Source organism: Streptomyces griseorubiginosus (assembly GCF_001514195.1).
In the GTDB taxonomy this organism is placed as follows: Bacteria; Actinomycetota; Actinomycetes; order Streptomycetales; family Streptomycetaceae; genus Streptomyces; species Streptomyces griseorubiginosus.
On sequence record NZ_KQ948734.1, the window covers coordinates 126,663 to 145,347 of the forward strand.

The window sequence follows — 18,685 nt, forward strand, 5'->3', positions numbered from 1 at the left end:
ATGGGACTCGAAGAAAAGCTGCCGAGCGGCTTCCTGCTGACCACCGTCGAGCAGGCCGCGGGCTGGGTGCGCAAGGCGTCCGTCTTCCCGGCCACCTTCGGCCTGGCCTGCTGTGCCATCGAGATGATGACCACGGGAGCCGGACGCTACGACCTGGCCCGCTTCGGCATGGAGGTCTTCCGCGGCTCACCCCGCCAGGCCGACCTCATGATCGTCGCCGGCCGGGTCAGCCAGAAGATGGCGCCGGTGCTCCGGCAGGTCTACGACCAGATGCCGAACCCCAAGTGGGTCATCTCCATGGGGGTCTGCGCCTCCTCGGGCGGCATGTTCAACAACTACGCGATCGTGCAGGGCGTCGACCACATCGTGCCGGTCGACATCTATCTGCCCGGCTGCCCGCCACGGCCCGAGATGCTGATGGACGCCATTCTCAAGCTCCACCAGAAGATCCAGTCCTCCAAGCTCGGCGTGAACGCCGAGGAGGCGGCCCGTGAGGCGGAGGAGGCGGCGCTCAAGGCCCTGCCCACGATCGAGATGAAGGGGCTGCTGCGGTGAGCGACGCGAACGGCACCAACGGAGCCAACCCGGAGAAGGACCTCAGCGGCTCCAACCTCCCGGGTCAGCGCGGTGACGGCGGCGAGGAGGTCCGCGTCCAGCGCGGCATGTTCGGCGCGAACAACGGCGGTGACACCTCCGGCTACGGCGGACTGGTCCGCTCCATCAGGCTTCCCGGGGCGGCCACCCGTCCCTACGGCGGCTGGTTCGACGAGGTCGCCGACGAACTGGAGGGCGCACTCGAGGAGCAGGGACTGCTCCCGGACAACGCCATCGAGAAGACGGTCGTCGACCGCGGCGAGCTCACCTTCCACATCGAGCGCGAGCACCTGCTGCGCGTCGCGCAGACCCTGCGCGACGACCCGGCCCTGCGCTTCGAGCTGTGCACCGGCGTCAGCGGGGTCCACTACCTCCACGACAAGGGCCGCGAGCTGCACGCCGTCTACCACCTGCGCTCGATCACCCACAACCGGCTGATCCGCCTGGAGGTCAGCGCCCCGGACGCCGACCCGCACATCCCGTCCCTGGTCTCCGTGTATCCGACCAACGACTGGCACGAGCGCGAGACCTACGACTTCTTCGGGATCGTCTTCGACGGTCACCCGGCCCTGACGCGGATCATGATGCCGGACGACTGGCAGGGCCACCCGCAGCGCAAGGACTACCCCCTCGGCGGCATCCCCGTCGAGTACAAGGGCGCCCAGATCCCGGCTCCGGACCAGCGGAGGTCGTACTCGTGAGCACTTCCCACGCCTCTCCTCGTGAGACCACCGAGGGCACCGTCTACACGGTCACCGGCGGCGACTGGGACGAGATCGTCCAGGCCGCGGCCCGTGCCGACGACGAGCGCATCGTCCTTAACATGGGCCCGCAGCACCCCTCCACCCACGGGGTGCTCCGGCTGATCCTGGAGATCGACGGCGAGACGGTCACCGAGGCCCGCTGCGGCATCGGCTACCTCCACACCGGCATCGAGAAGAACCTCGAGTTCCGCACGTGGACGCAGGGCACCACGTTCGTGACGCGCATGGACTACCTGACGTCCTTCTTCAACGAGACCGCCTACTGTCTCGCCGTCGAGAAGCTCCTCGGCATCGAGGACCAGATCCCCGACCGGGCCGAGATCATCCGGGTGCTCCTGATGGAGCTGAACCGGCTCTCCTCGCACCTGGTGTGCATCGCCACCGGCGGCATGGAACTCGGCGCCACCACGATCATGATCTACGGATTCCGTGATCGTGAAATGATTCTCGACATCTACGAGCTCATCACGGGCCTGCGGATGAACCACGCGTACATCCGCCCCGGCGGACTCGCGCAGGACCTGCCGCCCGGCGCGGTGGACCACATCCGCGAGTTCGTGAAGAAGATGAAGAAGAACCTCCCGGAGTACGACAAGCTCGCCACCGGGAACCCCATCTTCAAGGCCCGTATGCAGGACGTCGGCTACCTGGACCTCGCCGGCTGCATGGCCCTCGGCGCCACCGGCCCCATCCTGCGCTCCACCGGCCTGCCGCACGACCTGCGCAAGGCCCAGCCCTACAGCGGCTACGAGACCTACGACTTCGACATCCCGACCGCCGACACCTGCGACTCCTACGGCCGCTTCCTGATCCGCCTGGAGGAGATGCGCCAGTCGCTCAGGATCGTCGAGCAGTGCCTGGACCGGCTCCAGCCGGGACCGGTCATGGTCGCCGACAAGAAGATCGCCTGGCCCGCCCAGCTCGCGCTCGGCCCCGACGGGCTCGGCAACTCCCTCGACCACATCAAGAAGATCATGGGCACCTCCATGGAGGCCCTGATCCACCACTTCAAGCTGGTCACCGAGGGCTTCCGGGTACCGCCGGGACAGGCCTACGCGGCCGTCGAGTCGCCCAAGGGCGAACTCGGGGTTCACGCCGTGTCCGACGGCGGCACCCGCCCCTTCCGGGTCCACTTCCGCGACCCGTCCTTCACCAACCTTCAGGCCATGGCGGCGATGTGCGAGGGCGGCCAGGTCGCCGACGTCATCGTCGCCGTCGCGTCCATCGACCCCGTGATGGGAGGCGTCGACCGGTGACCACCAGTTCTTCCGAGCGGGGCGTCAGCCTGGGCATGCCCGAACTGCCCGCACCCGCTTACCCGGACGACGTCCGAGCCCGCCTGGAGACGGACGCGCGCGAGATCATCGCCCGCTACCCGGACTCCCGCTCGGCCCTGCTGCCGCTGCTGCACCTCGTGCAGTCGGAGGAGGGCCACGTCACGCGGACCGGGATGCAGTTCTGCGCGGACGTCCTCGGGCTGACCACGGCCGAGGTCACCGCCGTCGCCACCTTCTACACCATGTACCGGCGCAGGCCCTCGGGCGACTACCAGGTGGGCGTCTGCACCAACACCCTGTGCGCGGTGATGGGCGGCGACGCGATCTTCCAGGAGCTCCAGGAGCACCTGGGCGTCGGCAACGGCGAGACCACCGACGACGGCAAGGTCACCCTGGAGCACATCGAGTGCAACGCGGCCTGCGACTTCGCGCCGGTGGTGATGGTCAACTGGGAGTTCTTCGACAACCAGACCCCGGCGAGCGCGAAGCGCATGGTCGACGACCTGCGCGCGGGGCGCCCGGTCGAGCCCACGCGCGGGGCGCCGCTGTGCTCCTTCAAGGAGACCGCGCGGATCCTCGCGGGCTTCCCAGACGAGCGGCCCGGAGCCGTCGAGGCGACCGGCGGAGCGGGGCCGGCGTCGCTGGTGGGCCTCCGCCTGGCCAGGGGAGAGGCCGGACCGGCTCGCGTGGTCCATCCGCGCGAGGGCGCCCCTGAGGACAGGGATGTCCACGAGCCGTCCCCGTCGGAGCACTTGAGCTCACATGACGCGCCACAGGACACGTCGGCCTCCGACCCGGCCCACCCGGCCGGGCCCGCCGCCGAGGAGGGGGAGTGATGACCTTGGCACCCGAACTCAGGAACAACAGCCCCGAGAAGCTGCTCGCACCCGTGCTGTCGGCCTTCTGGGACGAGGACAAGTCCTGGACGCTGGACGTCTACAAGAGGCACGACGGCTACGAGGGGCTCCGCAAGGCGCTTGCGATGTCGCCGGACGACCTGATCGCGTACGTCAAGGACTCCGGTCTGCGCGGTCGCGGCGGCGCCGGATTCCCCACCGGGATGAAATGGCAGTTCATCCCGCAGGGAGACGGAAAGCCGCACTATCTGGTTGTCAACGCCGACGAATCGGAGCCGGGGACCTGCAAGGACATCCCGCTCCTCTTCGCGAACCCGCACAGCCTCATCGAGGGCATGATCATCGCGTGTTACGCCATCAGGTCGTCGCATGCCTTCATCTATCTGCGGGGTGAAGTCGTCCCCGTGCTGCGGCGGTTGCACTCGGCCGTGAGCGAGGCCTATGCGGCCGGCTACCTCGGACAGGACATCCTGGGCAGCGGCCTCGATCTCGACATCACCGTGCACGCGGGCGCGGGCGCGTACATCTGCGGTGAGGAGACCGCACTGCTCGACTCGCTCGAAGGCCGCCGTGGTCAACCGCGGCTCCGTCCCCCTTTCCCTGCGGTCGCGGGCCTCTACGCGTGCCCGACTGTGGTGAACAACGTGGAATCGATCGCGTCGGTTCCCGCGATTCTGGCGCGGGGCAAGGAATGGTTCCGGTCGATGGGCAGCGAGAAGTCCCCGGGCTTCACGCTGTACTCGCTCAGCGGCCACGTCGCGAGCCCCGGCCAGTACGAGGCCCCGCTCGGCATCACGCTGCGCCAGCTGCTCGAGATGAGCGGCGGGATGCGGCCCGGTCACCGGCTGAAGTTCTGGACGCCGGGCGGCTCCTCCACGCCGATGTTCACCGACGAGCACCTCGACGTCCCCCTCGACTACGAGGGCGTCGGCGCCGCCGGTTCCATGCTCGGCACCAAGGCCCTCCAGTGCTTCGACGAGACGACCTGCGTGGTTCGCGCCGTCACCCGCTGGACCGAGTTCTACGCCCACGAGTCCTGCGGCAAGTGCACCCCGTGCCGGGAAGGCACCTACTGGCTCGTGCAGTTGCTGCGCGACATCGAGGCCGGCAAGGGCGCGATGAACGACCTCGACAAGCTGAACGACATCGCCGACAACATCAACGGCAAGTCGTTCTGCGCCCTCGGCGACGGCGCCGCCTCGCCGATCTTCTCCTCCCTCAAGTACTTCCGCGAGGAGTACGAGCAGCACATCACCGGCCGGGGCTGTCCGTTCGACCCGGCGAAGTCCACGGCCTGGGCCGACCGCCCGGAGGTGAACGCATGACCGTGACCACCAGCGCTCCCTCAGGAGGGGGAGAGGCGGCGGTCCCGCCGGAAGACCTCGTCTCGCTGACCATCGACGGCGCCGAGATCAGCGTGCCCAAGGGCACCCTGGTCATCCGGGCCGCCGAACAGCTCGGCATCGAGATCCCCCGGTTCTGCGACCACCCCCTCCTCGACCCGGCCGGCGCCTGCCGCCAGTGCATCGTCGAGGTCGAGGGCCAGCGCAAGCCGATGGCCTCCTGCACCATCACCTGCACCGACGGCATGGTGGTGAAGACCCACCTCACCTCGCCGGTCGCCGAGAAGGCCCAGCACGGTGTGATGGAGCTGCTCCTCATCAACCACCCGCTGGACTGCCCGGTCTGCGACAAGGGCGGCGAATGCCCCCTGCAGAACCAGGCCATGTCCCACGGCCAGGCCGAGTCCCGGTTCGAGGGCAAGAAGCGGACCTACGAGAAGCCCGTACCGATCTCCACCCAGGTGCTCCTGGACCGCGAGCGGTGCGTGCTGTGCGCGCGCTGCACCCGCTTCTCCAACCAGGTCGCGGGCGACCCCATGATCGAACTGATCGAGCGGGGCGCGCTCCAGCAGGTCGGCACCGGCGAGGGCGACCCCTTCGAGTCGTACTTCTCCGGCAACACCATCCAGATCTGCCCGGTCGGCGCGCTCACCTCGGCGGCGTACCGGTTCCGCTCCCGCCCCTTCGACCTGGTGTCGTCCCCGAGCGTGTGCGAGCACTGCTCCGGCGGCTGCGCCACCCGCACCGACCACCGGCGCGGCAAGGTCATGCGCAAGCTCGCGGCCAACGACCCCGAGGTCAACGAGGAGTGGATCTGCGACAAGGGGCGCTTCGCCTTCCGGTACGCGCAGCAGCGCGACCGGCTGGAGCACCCGCTGATCCGCAACCCCGAGGGTGAGCTGGTGCCGGCCTCCTGGCCGGAGGCGCTCCAGATCGCCGCCCAGGGCCTGCTCGCCTCACGCGGCCGGGCCGGCGTCCTCACCGGCGGCCGCCTGACCGTCGAGGACTCCTACGCGTACAGCAAGTTCGCGCGCGTGGCGCTCGACACCAACGACATCGACTTCCGCGCGCGCGTGCACAGCAGCGAGGAGGCCGACTTCCTGGCCGCGCGGATCGCCGGCCGCGGCCGTGACCTCGACGGTACGGGCGTCACGTACACCACGCTGGAGAAGGCGCCCGCGGTCCTGCTGGTCGGGTTCGAGGCCGAGGAGGAGGCGCCCGGCGTCTTCCTGAGGCTGCGCAAGGCCTGGCGCAAGCACGGCCAGAAGGTGTTCTCGCTCGCCACCCACGCCACCCGCGGCCTGGAGAAGGCGGGTGGCACGCTGCTGCCGGCCGCTCCCGGCACCGAGACCGAGTGGCTGGACGCGCTGGCCGGCGGGGTCGGTCTCGCGGACGACGGCAGCAGGGCCGCCGAGGCGCTGCGCGCCGAGGGCGCGGTGATCGTCGTCGGCGAACGCCTCGCCGCTGTGCCGGGCGCCCTGACCGCCGCGGTACGGGCCGCCTCCGCGACCGGCGCCCAGCTGGTGTGGATCCCGCGGCGGGCCGGGGAGCGCGGTGCCGTCGAGGCGGGCGCGCTGCCCTCCCTGCTGCCCGGCGGACGCCCGGCCACCGACCCGCGCGCGCGTGAGGAGGTCGCCTCCGTCTGGGGCGTGGCCGAACTCCCGCACCGCTACGGCCGCGACACCGGTCAGATCGTCGAGGCCGCGCTGTCCGGCGAGCTCCAGGCGCTGGTCGTCGCCGGCGTCGAGATCGCCGACCTGCCCGATCCGGCACGCGCGCGTGAAGCGCTCCAGGAGGTCGGCTTCGTGGTGTCGCTGGAGCTGCGGCCCGGCGAGGTCACCGAGCACGCGGACGTCGTCCTGCCGGTGGCCGCGGTCGCCGAGAAGCCCGGCACCTTCCTCAACTGGGAGGGCAGGGTGCGCTTCTTCGACGCCGCCCTCAAGCCCGACCAGATGACCCGCCGCCTCGCGCCCACCGACGCCCGGGTGCTCCAGATGCTGGCCGACGCCATGGACGTCCACCTGGGCCTGCCGGATCTGCGCACCACGCGCGCGGAGATCGACCGGCTCGGGCCCTGGGACGGCCCGCGCGCCACCGAACCCTTCGAGACCGGGGCCCAGCTGCCGCGGCCCGCCGCCGGGGAGGCCGTGCTGGCCGGACACCGGCTGCTGCTCGACCAGGGTCTCCTCCAGCAGGGCGACGAGGCGCTCGCCGGGACCCGGCACGCCGCCCACGCGCGGGTGTCGGCCGCGACGGCCGCCGAGGCGGGTGTCAAGGACGGCGACCTCCTCGCCGTGACCGGACCCGCCGGAGTCGTCGAACTGCCCCTCGAGGTCACCGAGATGCCCGACCGCGTGGTCTGGCTCCCGCTGAACTCCACCGGCGGGGGAGTGGCCTCCGACGCCGGAGCGGTGCCCGGTTCCCTCGTCCGCATCGGCCCGGCCCCCCTCGCCGCCGACGTCCCCAAGGAGGTGGAGGCATGAGCCCGTCCCTCGCCGCGGAAGACCTCTCGATGTTCGGCACCGACCCCTGGTGGCTCGTCGTCGTCAAGGCCGTCTTCTGCTTCGCGTTCCTGATGGTGACCGTGCTGTTCTCCATCGTGTGGGAGCGCAAGGTCGTCGCCTGGATGCAGCTGCGCATCGGCCCCAACCGGCACGGCCCCTGGGGCATGCTCCAGTCGCTCGCCGACGGCATCAAGCTGATGCTGAAGGAAGACGTCATCGTCAAGCGCGCGGACAAGGTCGTCTACGTCCTCGCGCCGATCGTCGCGGCGATCCCGGCCTTCATGGCGATCGCGGTGATCCCCTTCGGCCCGTCCGGCAACGAGATCTCGATCTTCGGCCACCGCACCGCGATGCAGCTCACCGACCTCCCGATCGCGATGCTCTACGTCCTCGCGGTCGCCTCGGTCGGCATCTACGGCATCGTCCTCGCCGGCTGGAGCTCCGGATCGACGTACCCGCTCCTGGGCGGCCTGCGCTCCTGCGCCCAGATGATCTCGTACGAGATCGCCATGGGCGCCGCCTTCGCCTCGGTGTTCCTCTACTCCGGGTCGATGTCGACCTCGGCGATCGTCGAGGCCCAGCAGGACCGCTGGTACATCGTCCTGCTGCCGGTCTCCTTCGTCATCTACGTCATCACGATGGTCGGCGAGACCAACCGCGCCCCCTTCGACATGCCGGAGTCCGAGGGCGACCTGGTCGGCGGCTTCAACACCGAGTACTCCTCGATCAAGTTCGCGATGTTCATGCTCGCCGAGTACGTGAACATGGTGACGGTCTCCGCCGTGACGACCACGCTCTTCCTCGGCGGCTGGCGGGCCCCCTGGCCCATCAGCACCTTCTGGGAGGGCGCCAACCACGGCTGGTGGCCGCTGCTCTGGTTCGTTATCAAGGTGCAGCTGCTGCTGTTCTTCTTCATCTGGCTGCGCGGCACGCTCCCCCGCGTCCGCTACGACCAGCTGATGAAGCTCGGCTGGAAGGTCCTCATCCCGGTCTCCGTGGTCTGGCTGATGCTCGTCGCGACCGTGCGGACCCTGCGCAACGAGAACTACGACTTCGCCGACATCGCCCTCTACGTCGGCGGCGCGGTCCTGGTCCTGCTGCTGCTCTCCTTCGTCGCCGACATGTTCCGCGAGAAGTCCAGGGCGGCCGCCGAGACCGCAGCGGAACCGGCCGGCTTCGACCCGATGGCCGGCGGGTTCCCCGTACCGCCGCTGCCCGGACAGGAGCTGCCGCCGGTGCCCAGGCGCCGCCCGCACCGGGAGCGGGAGCTGATTGTCAGTGGTGGGTCCGATACTCAGAGTGACGGCGGATCTACGGAGGGAAAGGAGGCGTCCGATGGCTGAGGAGCCCAAGGAGACCAAGCCCGGTTTCATGAATCCGGTAGCCGGCTTCGGCGTGACCTTCAAGGCCATGTTCAAGAAGCGGCTGACCGAGCAGTACCCGGAGCAGCAGAAGACCACCGCTCCCCGGTTCCACGGACGGCACCAGCTCAACCGCCATCCGGACGGCCTGGAGAAGTGCGTCGGCTGCGAGCTGTGCGCCTGGGCCTGCCCCGCCGACGCCATCTACGTGGAGGGCGCCGACAACACCGACGAGGAGCGCTACTCCCCGGGCGAGCGGTACGGGCGCGTCTACCAGATCAACTACGCCCGCTGCATCCTGTGCGGCCTGTGCATCGAGGCGTGCCCCACGCGCGCGCTGACGATGACCAACGAGTTCGAGCTGGCCGACAGCAGCCGCGCCAACCTCATCTTCACCAAGGAGCAGCTGCTCGCCGGCCTCGAAGAGGGCATGGTCGACACGCCCCACGCCATCTACCCCGGCACGGACGAGCAGGACTACTACCGCGGCCTGGTCACCGAGGCCGCGCCCGGCACCGTCCCCCAGGTCGCCGTGTCCAAGGGCGAGGTGGTCCAGGAGGCCGACTCCACCTTCGGTGCGGACGAACCGGCGTCGGAGAAGGTGATCGGCCGATGAGCGCGCCCCTCCAGCTCGCCGCCTCCACCACCTCCACCGGTGAGGCCTTCCAGTTCTGGGTCCTCGGCACCGTCGCCGTGATCGGCGCCCTGTGCACCGTCTTCATGAAGAAGGCCGTGCACAGCGCGCTCTGTCTCGCCGGCACCATGATCATCCTGGCGGTGTTCTACCTCGCCAACGGCGCCTACTTCCTCGGCGTCGTCCAGATCGTCGTCTACACCGGCGCGATCATGATGCTGTTCCTGTTCGTCGTCATGCTCGTCGGCGTCACCGCGGCGGACTCCCTCAAGGAGACCATCAAGGGCCAGCGCTGGCTGGCCCTGCTGTGCGGAGTCGGCTTCGGCGTCCTGCTCCTCGCCGGCCTCGGCAACGCCTCCCTCCACCAGTTCAACGGCCTCGGTCAGGCCAACTCCGGCGGCAACGTCGAGGGCCTTGCGACCCTCATCTTCACCAAGTACGTCTTCGCCTTCGAGATCACCGGCGCCCTGCTGATCACGGCCGCCGTCGGCGCCATGGTGCTCACCCACCGCGAGCGCACCGAACGCGCCCTGACCCAGCGCGAGCTGGCCGAGAAGCGGGTGCGCGAGGGCAAGCACGTCCCGCCGCTGCCCGCCCCCGGCGTCTACGCCCGGCACAACGCGGTGGACATCGCGGGCCTGCTGCCCGACGGCACCCCGTCCGAGCTCACGGTCAGCAAGACCCTGCGCGACCGCGGCCAGATCCGTGACGTGTCCACCGAGGCGCTGAACGACCTCAAGGCGCTGGAACAGCGCGCCGAGGAGCGCCTGGAGCGGACCGAGATCGAACCGGCCACCTTCAAGAGGGAGGCGTCGAAGTGAACCCGGTCAACTACCTCTACCTCGCCGCCCTGCTGTTCACGATCGGCGCCACCGGCGTCCTGATCAGGCGCAACGCGATCGTCGTGTTCATGTGCATCGAGCTCATGCTCAACGCCTGCAACCTCGCGTTCGTCGCCTTCTCCCGGATGCACGGCAATCTCGACGGCCAGATCATCGCCTTCTTCACGATGGTCGTCGCCGCCGCGGAGGTCGTGGTCGGGCTCGCGATCATCGTGTCGCTGTTCCGTTCCCGCCACTCGGCCTCGGTCGACGACGCCAGCCTGATGAAGCTGTAAGGGGTCGCTGAATCGTGGAGAACCTCATCGCGCTGCTGATCGCGGCGCCCCTGCTCGGAGCGGCGGTCCTGCTGACCGGCGGCCGACGGCTGGACGCCGTCGGCCACTGGATCGGCACCCTGCTCGCCGGCGCCTCCTTCGTCTTCGGCGCCATCCTCTTCGCCGACCTGCTCGGCAAGGACGCGGAGCACCGCACGCTCACCCAGCACCTGTGGAGCTGGATCCCGGTCGAGGGCTTCCAGGCGGACGTCACCTTCCGCCTGGACCAGCTGTCCATGACGTTCGTGCTGCTGATCACCGGCGTCGGCTCCCTCATCCACCTGTACTCGATCGGGTACATGGAGCACGACGAGCGCCGCCGCCGCTTCTTCGGCTACCTGAACCTGTTCCTCGCGGCGATGCTCCTACTCGTCCTCGCCGACAACTACCTGCTGCTGTACGTCGGCTGGGAGGGCGTCGGTCTCGCCTCCTACCTGCTGATCGGCTTCTGGCAGCACAAGCCCAGCGCGGCCACCGCCGCCAAGAAGGCCTTCCTGGTCAACCGCGTCGGCGACATGGGCCTGTCCATCGCGATCATGCTGATGTTCACGACGTTCGGCACCTTCGCCTTCGGCCCGGTCCTCGGCAGCCACGAGAAGCCCGGACTCGTCACCGGCGCCTCCGAGGCCACGCTGACCGGCATCGCCCTGATGCTGCTGCTCGCCGCCTGCGGCAAGTCCGCCCAGGTGCCGCTCCAGTCCTGGCTCGGGGACGCGATGGAGGGCCCGACCCCGGTCTCGGCCCTCATCCACGCGGCGACCATGGTGACCGCGGGCGTCTACCTCATCGTCCGCTCCGCCAACATCTTCAACCTCGCGCCGGATGCCCAGCTCGTCGTCACCGTCGTCGGCGCGGTCACGCTCCTGTTCGGTGCGATCGTCGGTTGCGCGAAGGACGACATCAAGAAGGCGCTGGCCGGCTCGACCATGTCGCAGATCGGCTACATGGTCCTCGCCGCGGGACTCGGCCCCATCGGCTACGTCTTCGCGATCATGCACCTGGTGACGCACGGCTTCTTCAAGGCCGGGCTGTTCCTCGGCGCCGGTTCGGTCATGCACGGCATGAACGACGAGGTCGACATGAGGAAGTACGGCGGCCTCAGGAAGTACATGCCGGTCACCTTCGTGACGTTCGGCCTCGGCTATCTCGCCATCATCGGCTTCCCGGGCCTGTCCGGCTTCTTCTCCAAGGACAAGATCATCGAGGCGGCCTTCGCCAAGGGCGGCACCGAGGGCTGGATCCTCGGCGCCTGCGCCCTGCTGGGCGCGGCCATCACCGCCTTCTACATGACGCGCGTGATGCTGATGACGTTCTTCGGCGAGGAGCGCTGGCGCCGGTCCGAGACCCCGTCCCCGGCCGAGCCGAGCGTCGAACCGGCCGCGGAGACCCACGGCGAACACGCCGAGCCCCACCCGCACGAGTCCCCCAGGTCCATGACGATCCCGATGATCGTGCTGGCCTTCGGATCGGTCTTCGCGGGCGGCTTCTTCAGCATCGGCGACCGCTTCCTGCACTGGCTGGAGCCCGTCACCGGGCACAGCCACGGAGACGCGCCGATCAGCGCGGCCACCGTCACGGCGGCCACGGTCACCGTGATGGTCGTCGGTGTCACCATCGCCTGGCTCCAGTACGGCAGGCGGCCGGTCCCGGTCGTCGCCCCGCGCGGGTCCCTGCTCACCCGGGCCGCCCGGCGCGACCTGCTCCAGGACGACTTCAACCACGTCGTCCTGGTCCGCGGCGGCGAACACCTCACGCGATCCCTGGTCTACGTCGACCACACCCTGGTCGACGGAGTCGTCAACGGCACGGCGGCCTCGGTCGGCGGCCTCTCCGGGCGGATGCGCAAGCTCCAGAACGGCTTCGCGCGGTCGTACGCGGTCTCGATGTTCGGCGGTGCGGCCATCCTCGTCGCCGCGACCCTGCTGATGAGGGCGGTCTGATACCGATGTCCTTTCCTCTGCTGACAGCGACGGCGGTGCTCCCGGCGGTCGGGGCCATCGCCACGGCCGCCGTGCCGGCCGCGCGACGCACCGCCGCCAAGTGGCTGGCGCTGCTCGTCTCGCTCGCCACCCTCGCCCTCGCGATCACCGTCCTGGTCCGCTTCGACCCGGACGGCGCCCGCTACCAACTCACCGAATCCCACGCCTGGATCGCGGACTTCGGGGTCCGCTACGAACTCGGCGTGGACGGCATCGGGGTCGCGCTGCTCGCGCTGACCGCGCTGCTGATCCCGTTCATCATCCTGGCGGGCTGGCACGACGCCGACCCGCTGGAGACCGGAAGCAGGCGGTGGCGGCCGACGCAGGGCTTCTTCGCCCTGATCCTGGCCGTCGAGGCGATGGTGATCATCTCCTTCGAGGCCACCGACGTCTTCCTCTTCTACATCTTCTTCGAAGCCATGCTGATCCCGATGTACTTCCTCATCGGCGGCTTCGGGGACCGCGCCCACGCGGGCTCGGACGAGAACGCGGCGGCCCAACGCTCGTACGCCGCCGTGAAGTTCCTCCTCTACAACCTGGTCGGCGGGCTGATCATGCTGGCCGCGGTGATCGGCCTCTACGTGGTCGCCGGGAACTTCAGCCTCCAGGAGATCGCCGAAGCGCGCGCCAACGGCACGCTCGACATGGCGACCAACACCGAACGCTGGCTGTTCCTCGGGTTCTTCTTCGCCTTCGCGGTGAAGGCGCCCCTGTGGCCCCTGCACACCTGGCTGCCCAACGCGATGGGGGAGGCCACCGCCCCGGTCGCCGTCCTCATCACCGCGGTCGTCGACAAGGTGGGCACCTTCGCGATGCTCCGCTTCTGCCTCCAGCTCTTCCCGGAGGCCAGCAAGTGGGCCACACCCGCGATCCTCGTCCTCGCGCTGATCAGCATCGTCTACGGGGCGCTGCTCGCGGTCGGCCAGCGGGACATCAAGCGCCTGGTGGCGTACGCGTCGATCTCCCACTTCGGCTTCATCATCATGGGCATCTTCGCGATGACCAGCCAGGGCCAGTCCGGCGCCACGCTCTACATGGTCAACCACGGGATCTCGACGGCCGCGCTGATGCTGGTGGCCGGCTTCCTGATCTCGCGGCGCGGCTCGCGGCTCATCGCCGACTACGGCGGTGTCCAGAAGGTCGCCCCGGTGCTCGCCGGCACCTTCCTGATCGGCGGCCTCGCCACTCTCTCCCTGCCCGGGCTCGCGCCCTTCGTCAGTGAGTTCCTGGTCCTGGTCGGCACGTTCGCGCGCTACCCGGTGATCGGCATCATCGCCACCTTCGGCATCGTGCTCGCCGCGCTCTACACCCTCGTCCTCTACCAGCGGACGATGACGGGCCCGGTGAAGCCGGAGGTCTCCGCGATGCCCGACCTGCGGATGCGTGAGCTCGTGGTGGTCGCCCCCCTGGTCGTCCTGCTGATCTTCCTGGGCGTCTACCCGAAGCCGGTCACGGACATCGTGAACCCGGCGGTGAAGTCGACCATGTCCGACGTACACAAGAAGGACCCCAAGCCCGAGGTGGAGGCGGCCAAGTGAGCGCAGTAGCCGTCCACAGCCTGTGGACAACCGCGGCCGACCCGATCTCGAAGATCGACGCGCCGAAGATCGAATACGGGCAATTGTCGCCCACCCTGATCGTCGTGGGCGCGGCGATCATCGGAGTGCTGGTCGAGGCCTTCGTCCCGCGCAAGTCCCGTTACTACGCCCAGCTGTTCGTGTCCGTCGTAGCGCTGTGCGCCGCCTTCGCGGCGGTCGTGGCGCTCGCCGCCGACGGATACGCCACCACCAAGGCCGGCATCGCCGCCATGGGCGCGATCGCCGTCGACGGACCGGCCCTGTTCCTCCAGGGCACGATCCTGCTGGCGGGCCTCGTCGGCCTGTTCACCTTCGCCGAGCGGCGCCTCGACCCCGAGACGCACGGCAGCAGGGTCGACTCCTTCGCCGCCCAGGCCGCGTCCGTGCCGGGCAGCGACAGCGAGAAGTCCGCCGTCAAGGCCGGGTTCACCACCACCGAGGTGTTCCCGCTGCTGCTCTTCGCGATCGCCGGCATGCTGATCTTCCCGGCGGCCAACGACCTGCTGACGCTGTTCGTGGCCCTGGAGGTCTTCTCGCTGCCGCTGTACCTGCTGTGCGCCCTGGCCCGCCGCAAGCGGCTCATGTCGCAGGAGGCCGCGGTCAAGTACTTCCTGCTCGGCGCGTTCGCCTCCGCGTTCACCCTCTTCGGCATCGCCCTGCTCTACGGCTACGCGGGCTCGGTGTCCTACGGCACCATCGCGCGCGTCGTCGACGGCACCGTCGCCACCGTGGACCCGGCGCTCGCCGACACCATGGGCAACGACGCGCTCCTGCTGATCGGCGCCGCGATGATCGTCATGGGCCTGCTGTTCAAGGTCGGCGCCGTCCCGTTCCACATGTGGACCCCGGACGTCTACCAGGGCGCGCCCACCCCGGTCACCGGCTTCATGGCGGCGGCGACCAAGGTGGCCGCCTTCGGCGCGCTGCTGAGGATCCTCTACGTCGTGCTGCCGGGCCTGCGCTGGGACTGGCGGCCCGTCATGTGGGCCGTCGCGATCGTCACCATGCTCGGCGGCGCCATCGTCGCGATCACCCAGACCGACATCAAGCGCCTGCTGGCGTACTCGTCGATCGCGCACGCCGGATTCATCCTCGCGGGTGTCATCGCGACCACGCCGGACGGGGTGTCGTCCGTCCTCTTCTACCTGGCCGCGTACTCCTTCGTGACGATCGGCGCCTTCGCGGTCGTCACCCTGGTCCGCGACGCCGGGGGCGAGGCCACCCACCTGTCCAAGTGGGCGGGACTGGGCCGGCGGTCCCCGCTGGTGGCGGCCGTGTTCGCGGTGTTCCTGCTGGCCTTCGCCGGCATCCCGCTGACCAGCGGCTTCGCCGGGAAGTTCGCCGTGTTCAAGGCGGCGGCCGAGGGCGGGGCGGCCCCGCTGGTCGTCGTCGGTGTGATCTCGTCCGCGATCGCCGCGTTCTTCTACATCCGCGTGATCGTGCTGATGTTCTTCAGCGAGCCCCGGCCGGAGGGGCCGACGGTCGCCGTGCCGTCACCGCTGACGATGACGGCGATCGCGGTCGGCGTCGCGGTCACGCTCGTCCTGGGTGTGGCACCGCAGTACTTCCTGGACCTGGCCAACCAGGCGGGAGTGTTCGTGCGCTGACCGGCGGCGTTCTCGGGCGAGGGGCCCGGTTCTCTCCAAGGGAGCCGGGCCCTTTGCGCGCGCTCAGGTGACCAGATCGGTCCAGTCGATGTCGGCGAGCCAGCTGGGCTCGGGTGCCGTGCTCGGGGCCGACGCCGGAGCACACGTCACATCGGGGTCCGTCGGGTTGAAGAGCCCGCTGGGGTTCGTCCGGTAGATCCAGGCGTGCAAGGTGTAACTGGAACCCACGCCGGGCACATCGGCCGGTCCCTGGAACTCCTGGCCGAACATCGTCGGCCTGGTCACCCCGGACCCCGCGGGCACGATCCACTCCACCCCCAGCAGCCGGCGCCCGTGCGGACCGTCGTCGTACAGAAGCGCCGCGGGCCGCTCCGGGTCGGTCTCCCCGACGTTGTCCGCGTTGACGTAGTGGTAGCCCATGCCGGGCACACAGGGCGAGGGCACGAAGCCGTCGGCGACGGCGAGCGGCGCATAGCCGTACGCGCCGGTGGCCGTGTACGTGGGGGTCAGGTCCGTCCAGACCGACGGGGCCGGGTCGGCCGCCTGGGCCGGGACGGCGGACAGCGAGAGGGCCGCGGCGGCCGCGAGGGTGAGGGCTGCCTTCAGGGGCCGAGGGGCCATGAGGTTCTCCTTGAACGCGTGAGCAGTACGGGACGCGCGTGAGCAGTGCGGGACGGGGAGACACGCACACGCGGGACACGCCGTCGGCCGGGAGGGACGGACCGCACCGGCCCGCCCCAGCAGCATCTCCTCGCCTCGAACGAGTGCGCCATGTGACAGCGGCCGAACGAATGACCTTGGTCCGCCGGCGAACCGCCACGGGGCCGGCCTGTGGATAACTCCGGCGGTGTCGGTGCGGACCCCTATCGTGGAAGCAGTGGTCGAGGGACGACGTACGGGGGACGGGACGATGGGCGCGACAGGCGCGATGGGCGGGATCAGCGAGATGCCAGGGATCACCGGGACACCGGCCGACAGCGACAGCGACAGCGAGGCCTTGGCCACGCTCCACCGGGTCTTCGGATACGACGCCTTCCGCGGCGAACAGGAAGAGATCATCGAGCATGTGGTGGCCGGCGGGGACGCCGTCGTCCTCATGCCGACCGGCGGCGGCAAGTCGCTCTGCTACCAGATCCCCTCCCTGGTCAGACCCGGCACGGGCATCGTCGTCTCACCGCTCATCGCCCTGATGCAGGACCAGGTCGACGCCCTCAGGGCACTCGGCGTGCGCGCCGGGTTCATGAACTCCACGCAGGACTTCGACGAGCGGCGCGTGGTCGAGGCCGAGTTCCTCGCCGGCGAACTCGACCTGCTCTACCTGGCCCCGGAGCGGCTGCGCCTCGACGCCACCCAGGATCTCCTGTCCCGCGGCAAGATCGCCGTCTTCGCCATCGACGAGGCCCACTGCGTCTCCCAGTGGGGCCACGACTTCCGGCCCGACTACCTGACCCTGTCGGTGCTCGGGCAGCGCTGGCCCGACGTCCCCCGGATCGCCCTCACCGCGACGGCCACCCGGGCCACCCACGAGGAGATCACCCAGCGACTGGACATGCCGACGGCCCGGCACTTCGTGGCCAGCTTCGACCGGCCCAACATCCAGTACCGGATCGTGCCCAAGAGCGACCCCAAGAAGCAGCTGCTGGCCTTCCTCCGGGAGGAACACGCGGGCGACGCGGGCATCGTGTACTGCCTCTCCCGCAAGTCGGTGGAGGCCACCGCCGAGTTCCTCTCACGCAACGGCATCGAGGCGGTCCCCTACCACGCGGGCCTCGACGCGGGCACCCGCGCCGCCCACCAGTCCCGCTTCCTGCGCGAGGACGGCCTGGTGGTGGTGGCGACCATCGCCTTCGGCATGGGCATCGACAAGCCGGACGTCCGTTTCGTCGCCCACCTCGACCTGCCCAAGTCCGTCGAGGGCTACTACCAGGAGACCGGCCGCGCCGGCCGTGACGGCCTAGCCTCCACCGCCTGGATGGCCTACGGCCTCAACGACGTCATACAGCAGCGCAAGATGATCCAGTCCAGCGAGGGCGACGAGGCGTTCCGGCGCCGGGCCGCCGCCCACCTGGAATCCATGCTCGCGCTGTGCGAGACCTCTCAGTGCCGGCGCGGTCAGCTCCTCAACTACTTCGGCCAGGAGCCCGAGCCGACGGGCTGCGGCAACTGCGACACCTGCCTGACCCCGCCCGAGACCTGGGACGGCACGGTCGCCGCCCAGAAGGTGCTGTCCACGGTGGTGCGGCTCCAGCGGGAGAGGGGACAGAAGTTCGGCGCGGTGCAGATCGTCGACATCCTGCTCGGCAAACGCACCGGCAAGGTCATCCAGTTCGACCACGACCAGCTGTCCGTGTTCGGCATCGGAGAGGAACTCACCGAGGGCGAATGGCGGGGCGTCGTACGGCAGTTGCTCGCCCAGGGACTCCTCGCGGTCGAGGGGGACTACGGCACGCTGGTGCTGACCGAGGCCAGCGGGACGGTGCTGCGGCGCGAGCGGGAGGTGCCGCTGCGCAAGGAACCGAAGAAGCCCGCGACCGCCAAGTCGAATACCTCGTCCGGCCGGGGCAGGGCCAAGGCCGCGGTGGCCGAACTGCCCGAGGCGCTGGTCCCCGCGTTCGAGGCGCTGCGGGCCTGGCGCGCCGAGCAGGCACGGGAGCAGGGCGTCCCGGCGTACGTCATCTTCCACGACGCCACGCTCAGGGAGATCGTCACGGCGTGGCCCACGTCCGTGACACAGCTCGGTTCCGTCGGTGGCGTCGGCGAGAAGAAGCTGGCGACGTACGGGGAGGGCGTGATCGAGGTCCTCGCCGGACTGGCGGACGGCGGGACCGGGGGTGGCGGGACGGCCGACGGTGGGGCGGTCGGCGCGGGGACGGCCGACACCGGCCACGCTTCGCAGGCACCGGGCCGGGCTACGGGCCCGGACCCGGACCCGGACCCCGGAGCCGACCACTGGCCCGAGATGGACGCGGCCCCGGAGCCCGAGGACGACTGGATGTAGCCGACTCGACGTGCCGTCGCAGGACTCCGGCGTG

At 69.8% G+C, this 18,685-nt stretch carries 15 protein-coding genes; 14 read left to right on the forward strand and 1 reads right to left on the reverse strand.

Translation table 11 applies throughout. From position 1 onward, the window contains the following. Genes AQJ54_RS00640 through nuoN form a run of 13 tightly spaced genes read left to right on the forward strand, consistent with a single transcriptional unit; the run spans nt 1 to nt 15,653 of the window. Entirely contained in the window at nt 1-555 is a 555-nt protein-coding gene (locus AQJ54_RS00640) for a NuoB/complex I 20 kDa subunit family protein (protein WP_007383964.1), read from the forward strand. After that, nucleotides 552-1,295, forward strand: coding sequence for an NADH-quinone oxidoreductase subunit C (locus tag AQJ54_RS00645; protein WP_062023237.1), 744 nt, complete (start codon nt 552-554; stop codon nt 1,293-1,295). Before AQJ54_RS00640 ends, AQJ54_RS00645 begins: the two co-directional genes overlap by 4 nt. Next, nucleotides 1,292-2,614 (forward strand): NADH-quinone oxidoreductase subunit D, encoded by a 1,323-nt coding sequence (locus AQJ54_RS00650; protein WP_062232799.1) that lies wholly within the window; start codon nt 1,292-1,294, stop codon nt 2,612-2,614. Before AQJ54_RS00645 ends, AQJ54_RS00650 begins: the two co-directional genes overlap by 4 nt. Continuing rightward, nucleotides 2,611-3,471 (forward strand): NADH-quinone oxidoreductase subunit NuoE, encoded by an 861-nt coding sequence (gene nuoE / locus AQJ54_RS00655; RefSeq protein ID WP_062023241.1) that lies wholly within the window; start codon nt 2,611-2,613, stop codon nt 3,469-3,471. Before AQJ54_RS00650 ends, nuoE begins: the two co-directional genes overlap by 4 nt. After that, nucleotides 3,468-4,817, forward strand: a complete 1,350-nt coding sequence (gene nuoF, locus AQJ54_RS00660) for an NADH-quinone oxidoreductase subunit NuoF (RefSeq protein WP_211278480.1) — start codon at nt 3,468-3,470, stop codon at nt 4,815-4,817. The genes nuoE and nuoF overlap by 4 nt, the downstream gene beginning before the upstream one ends. Further along, on the forward strand, nt 4,814-7,318 hold the full coding sequence (locus tag AQJ54_RS00665) for an NADH-quinone oxidoreductase subunit G (protein ID WP_062232803.1): 2,505 nt from the start codon (nt 4,814-4,816) through the stop codon (nt 7,316-7,318). The genes nuoF and AQJ54_RS00665 overlap by 4 nt, the downstream gene beginning before the upstream one ends. Continuing rightward, a complete protein-coding gene (gene nuoH, locus AQJ54_RS00670) occupies nt 7,315-8,682 on the forward strand; it encodes an NADH-quinone oxidoreductase subunit NuoH (protein ID WP_062232805.1) in 1,368 nt (455 codons plus the stop codon). The genes AQJ54_RS00665 and nuoH overlap by 4 nt, the downstream gene beginning before the upstream one ends. Further along, nucleotides 8,675-9,316 carry an NADH-quinone oxidoreductase subunit NuoI gene (gene nuoI, locus AQJ54_RS00675; RefSeq protein WP_062023247.1) on the forward strand — a complete coding sequence of 214 codons (642 nt, stop codon included), beginning with the start codon at nt 8,675-8,677 and terminating at the stop codon, nt 9,314-9,316. The genes nuoH and nuoI overlap by 8 nt, the downstream gene beginning before the upstream one ends. Continuing rightward, nucleotides 9,313-10,155, forward strand: a complete 843-nt coding sequence (locus AQJ54_RS00680; protein ID WP_062023249.1) for an NADH-quinone oxidoreductase subunit J — start codon at nt 9,313-9,315, stop codon at nt 10,153-10,155. Before nuoI ends, AQJ54_RS00680 begins: the two co-directional genes overlap by 4 nt. Next, the gene (nuoK, locus tag AQJ54_RS00685; RefSeq protein ID WP_003974374.1) at nt 10,152-10,451 is read left to right on the forward strand and encodes an NADH-quinone oxidoreductase subunit NuoK; all 300 of its coding nucleotides are present in this window, start codon (nt 10,152-10,154) and stop codon (nt 10,449-10,451) included. Before AQJ54_RS00680 ends, nuoK begins: the two co-directional genes overlap by 4 nt. 14 nt (nt 10,452-10,465) lie before the next feature. Beyond that, nucleotides 10,466-12,430, forward strand: coding sequence for an NADH-quinone oxidoreductase subunit L (gene nuoL / locus AQJ54_RS00690; protein ID WP_062232807.1), 1,965 nt, complete (start codon nt 10,466-10,468; stop codon nt 12,428-12,430). A gap of 5 nt (nt 12,431-12,435) precedes the next feature. Further along, nucleotides 12,436-14,007, forward strand: a complete 1,572-nt coding sequence (locus tag AQJ54_RS00695; RefSeq protein ID WP_062023252.1) for an NADH-quinone oxidoreductase subunit M — start codon at nt 12,436-12,438, stop codon at nt 14,005-14,007. Next, nucleotides 14,004-15,653, forward strand: a complete 1,650-nt coding sequence (nuoN, locus tag AQJ54_RS00700; RefSeq protein WP_062232809.1) for an NADH-quinone oxidoreductase subunit NuoN — start codon at nt 14,004-14,006, stop codon at nt 15,651-15,653. The genes AQJ54_RS00695 and nuoN overlap by 4 nt, the downstream gene beginning before the upstream one ends. A gap of 63 nt (nt 15,654-15,716) precedes the next feature. On the opposite strand, the gene AQJ54_RS00705 is transcribed toward nuoN, so the two are convergent. Then, on the reverse strand, nt 15,717-16,274 hold the full coding sequence (locus AQJ54_RS00705; RefSeq protein ID WP_062232812.1) for a hypothetical protein: 558 nt from the start codon (nt 16,272-16,274) through the stop codon (nt 15,717-15,719). A 307-nt stretch (nt 16,275-16,581) separates the two neighbouring features. On the opposite strand from AQJ54_RS00705, the gene recQ reads away from it, so the two are divergent. After that, nucleotides 16,582-18,651: a DNA helicase RecQ gene (gene recQ / locus AQJ54_RS00710; protein ID WP_062232815.1), complete on the forward strand. Its 2,070-nt coding sequence runs from the start codon at nt 16,582-16,584 to the stop codon at nt 18,649-18,651. The last annotated feature ends 34 nt before the right edge of the window (nt 18,652-18,685 follow it).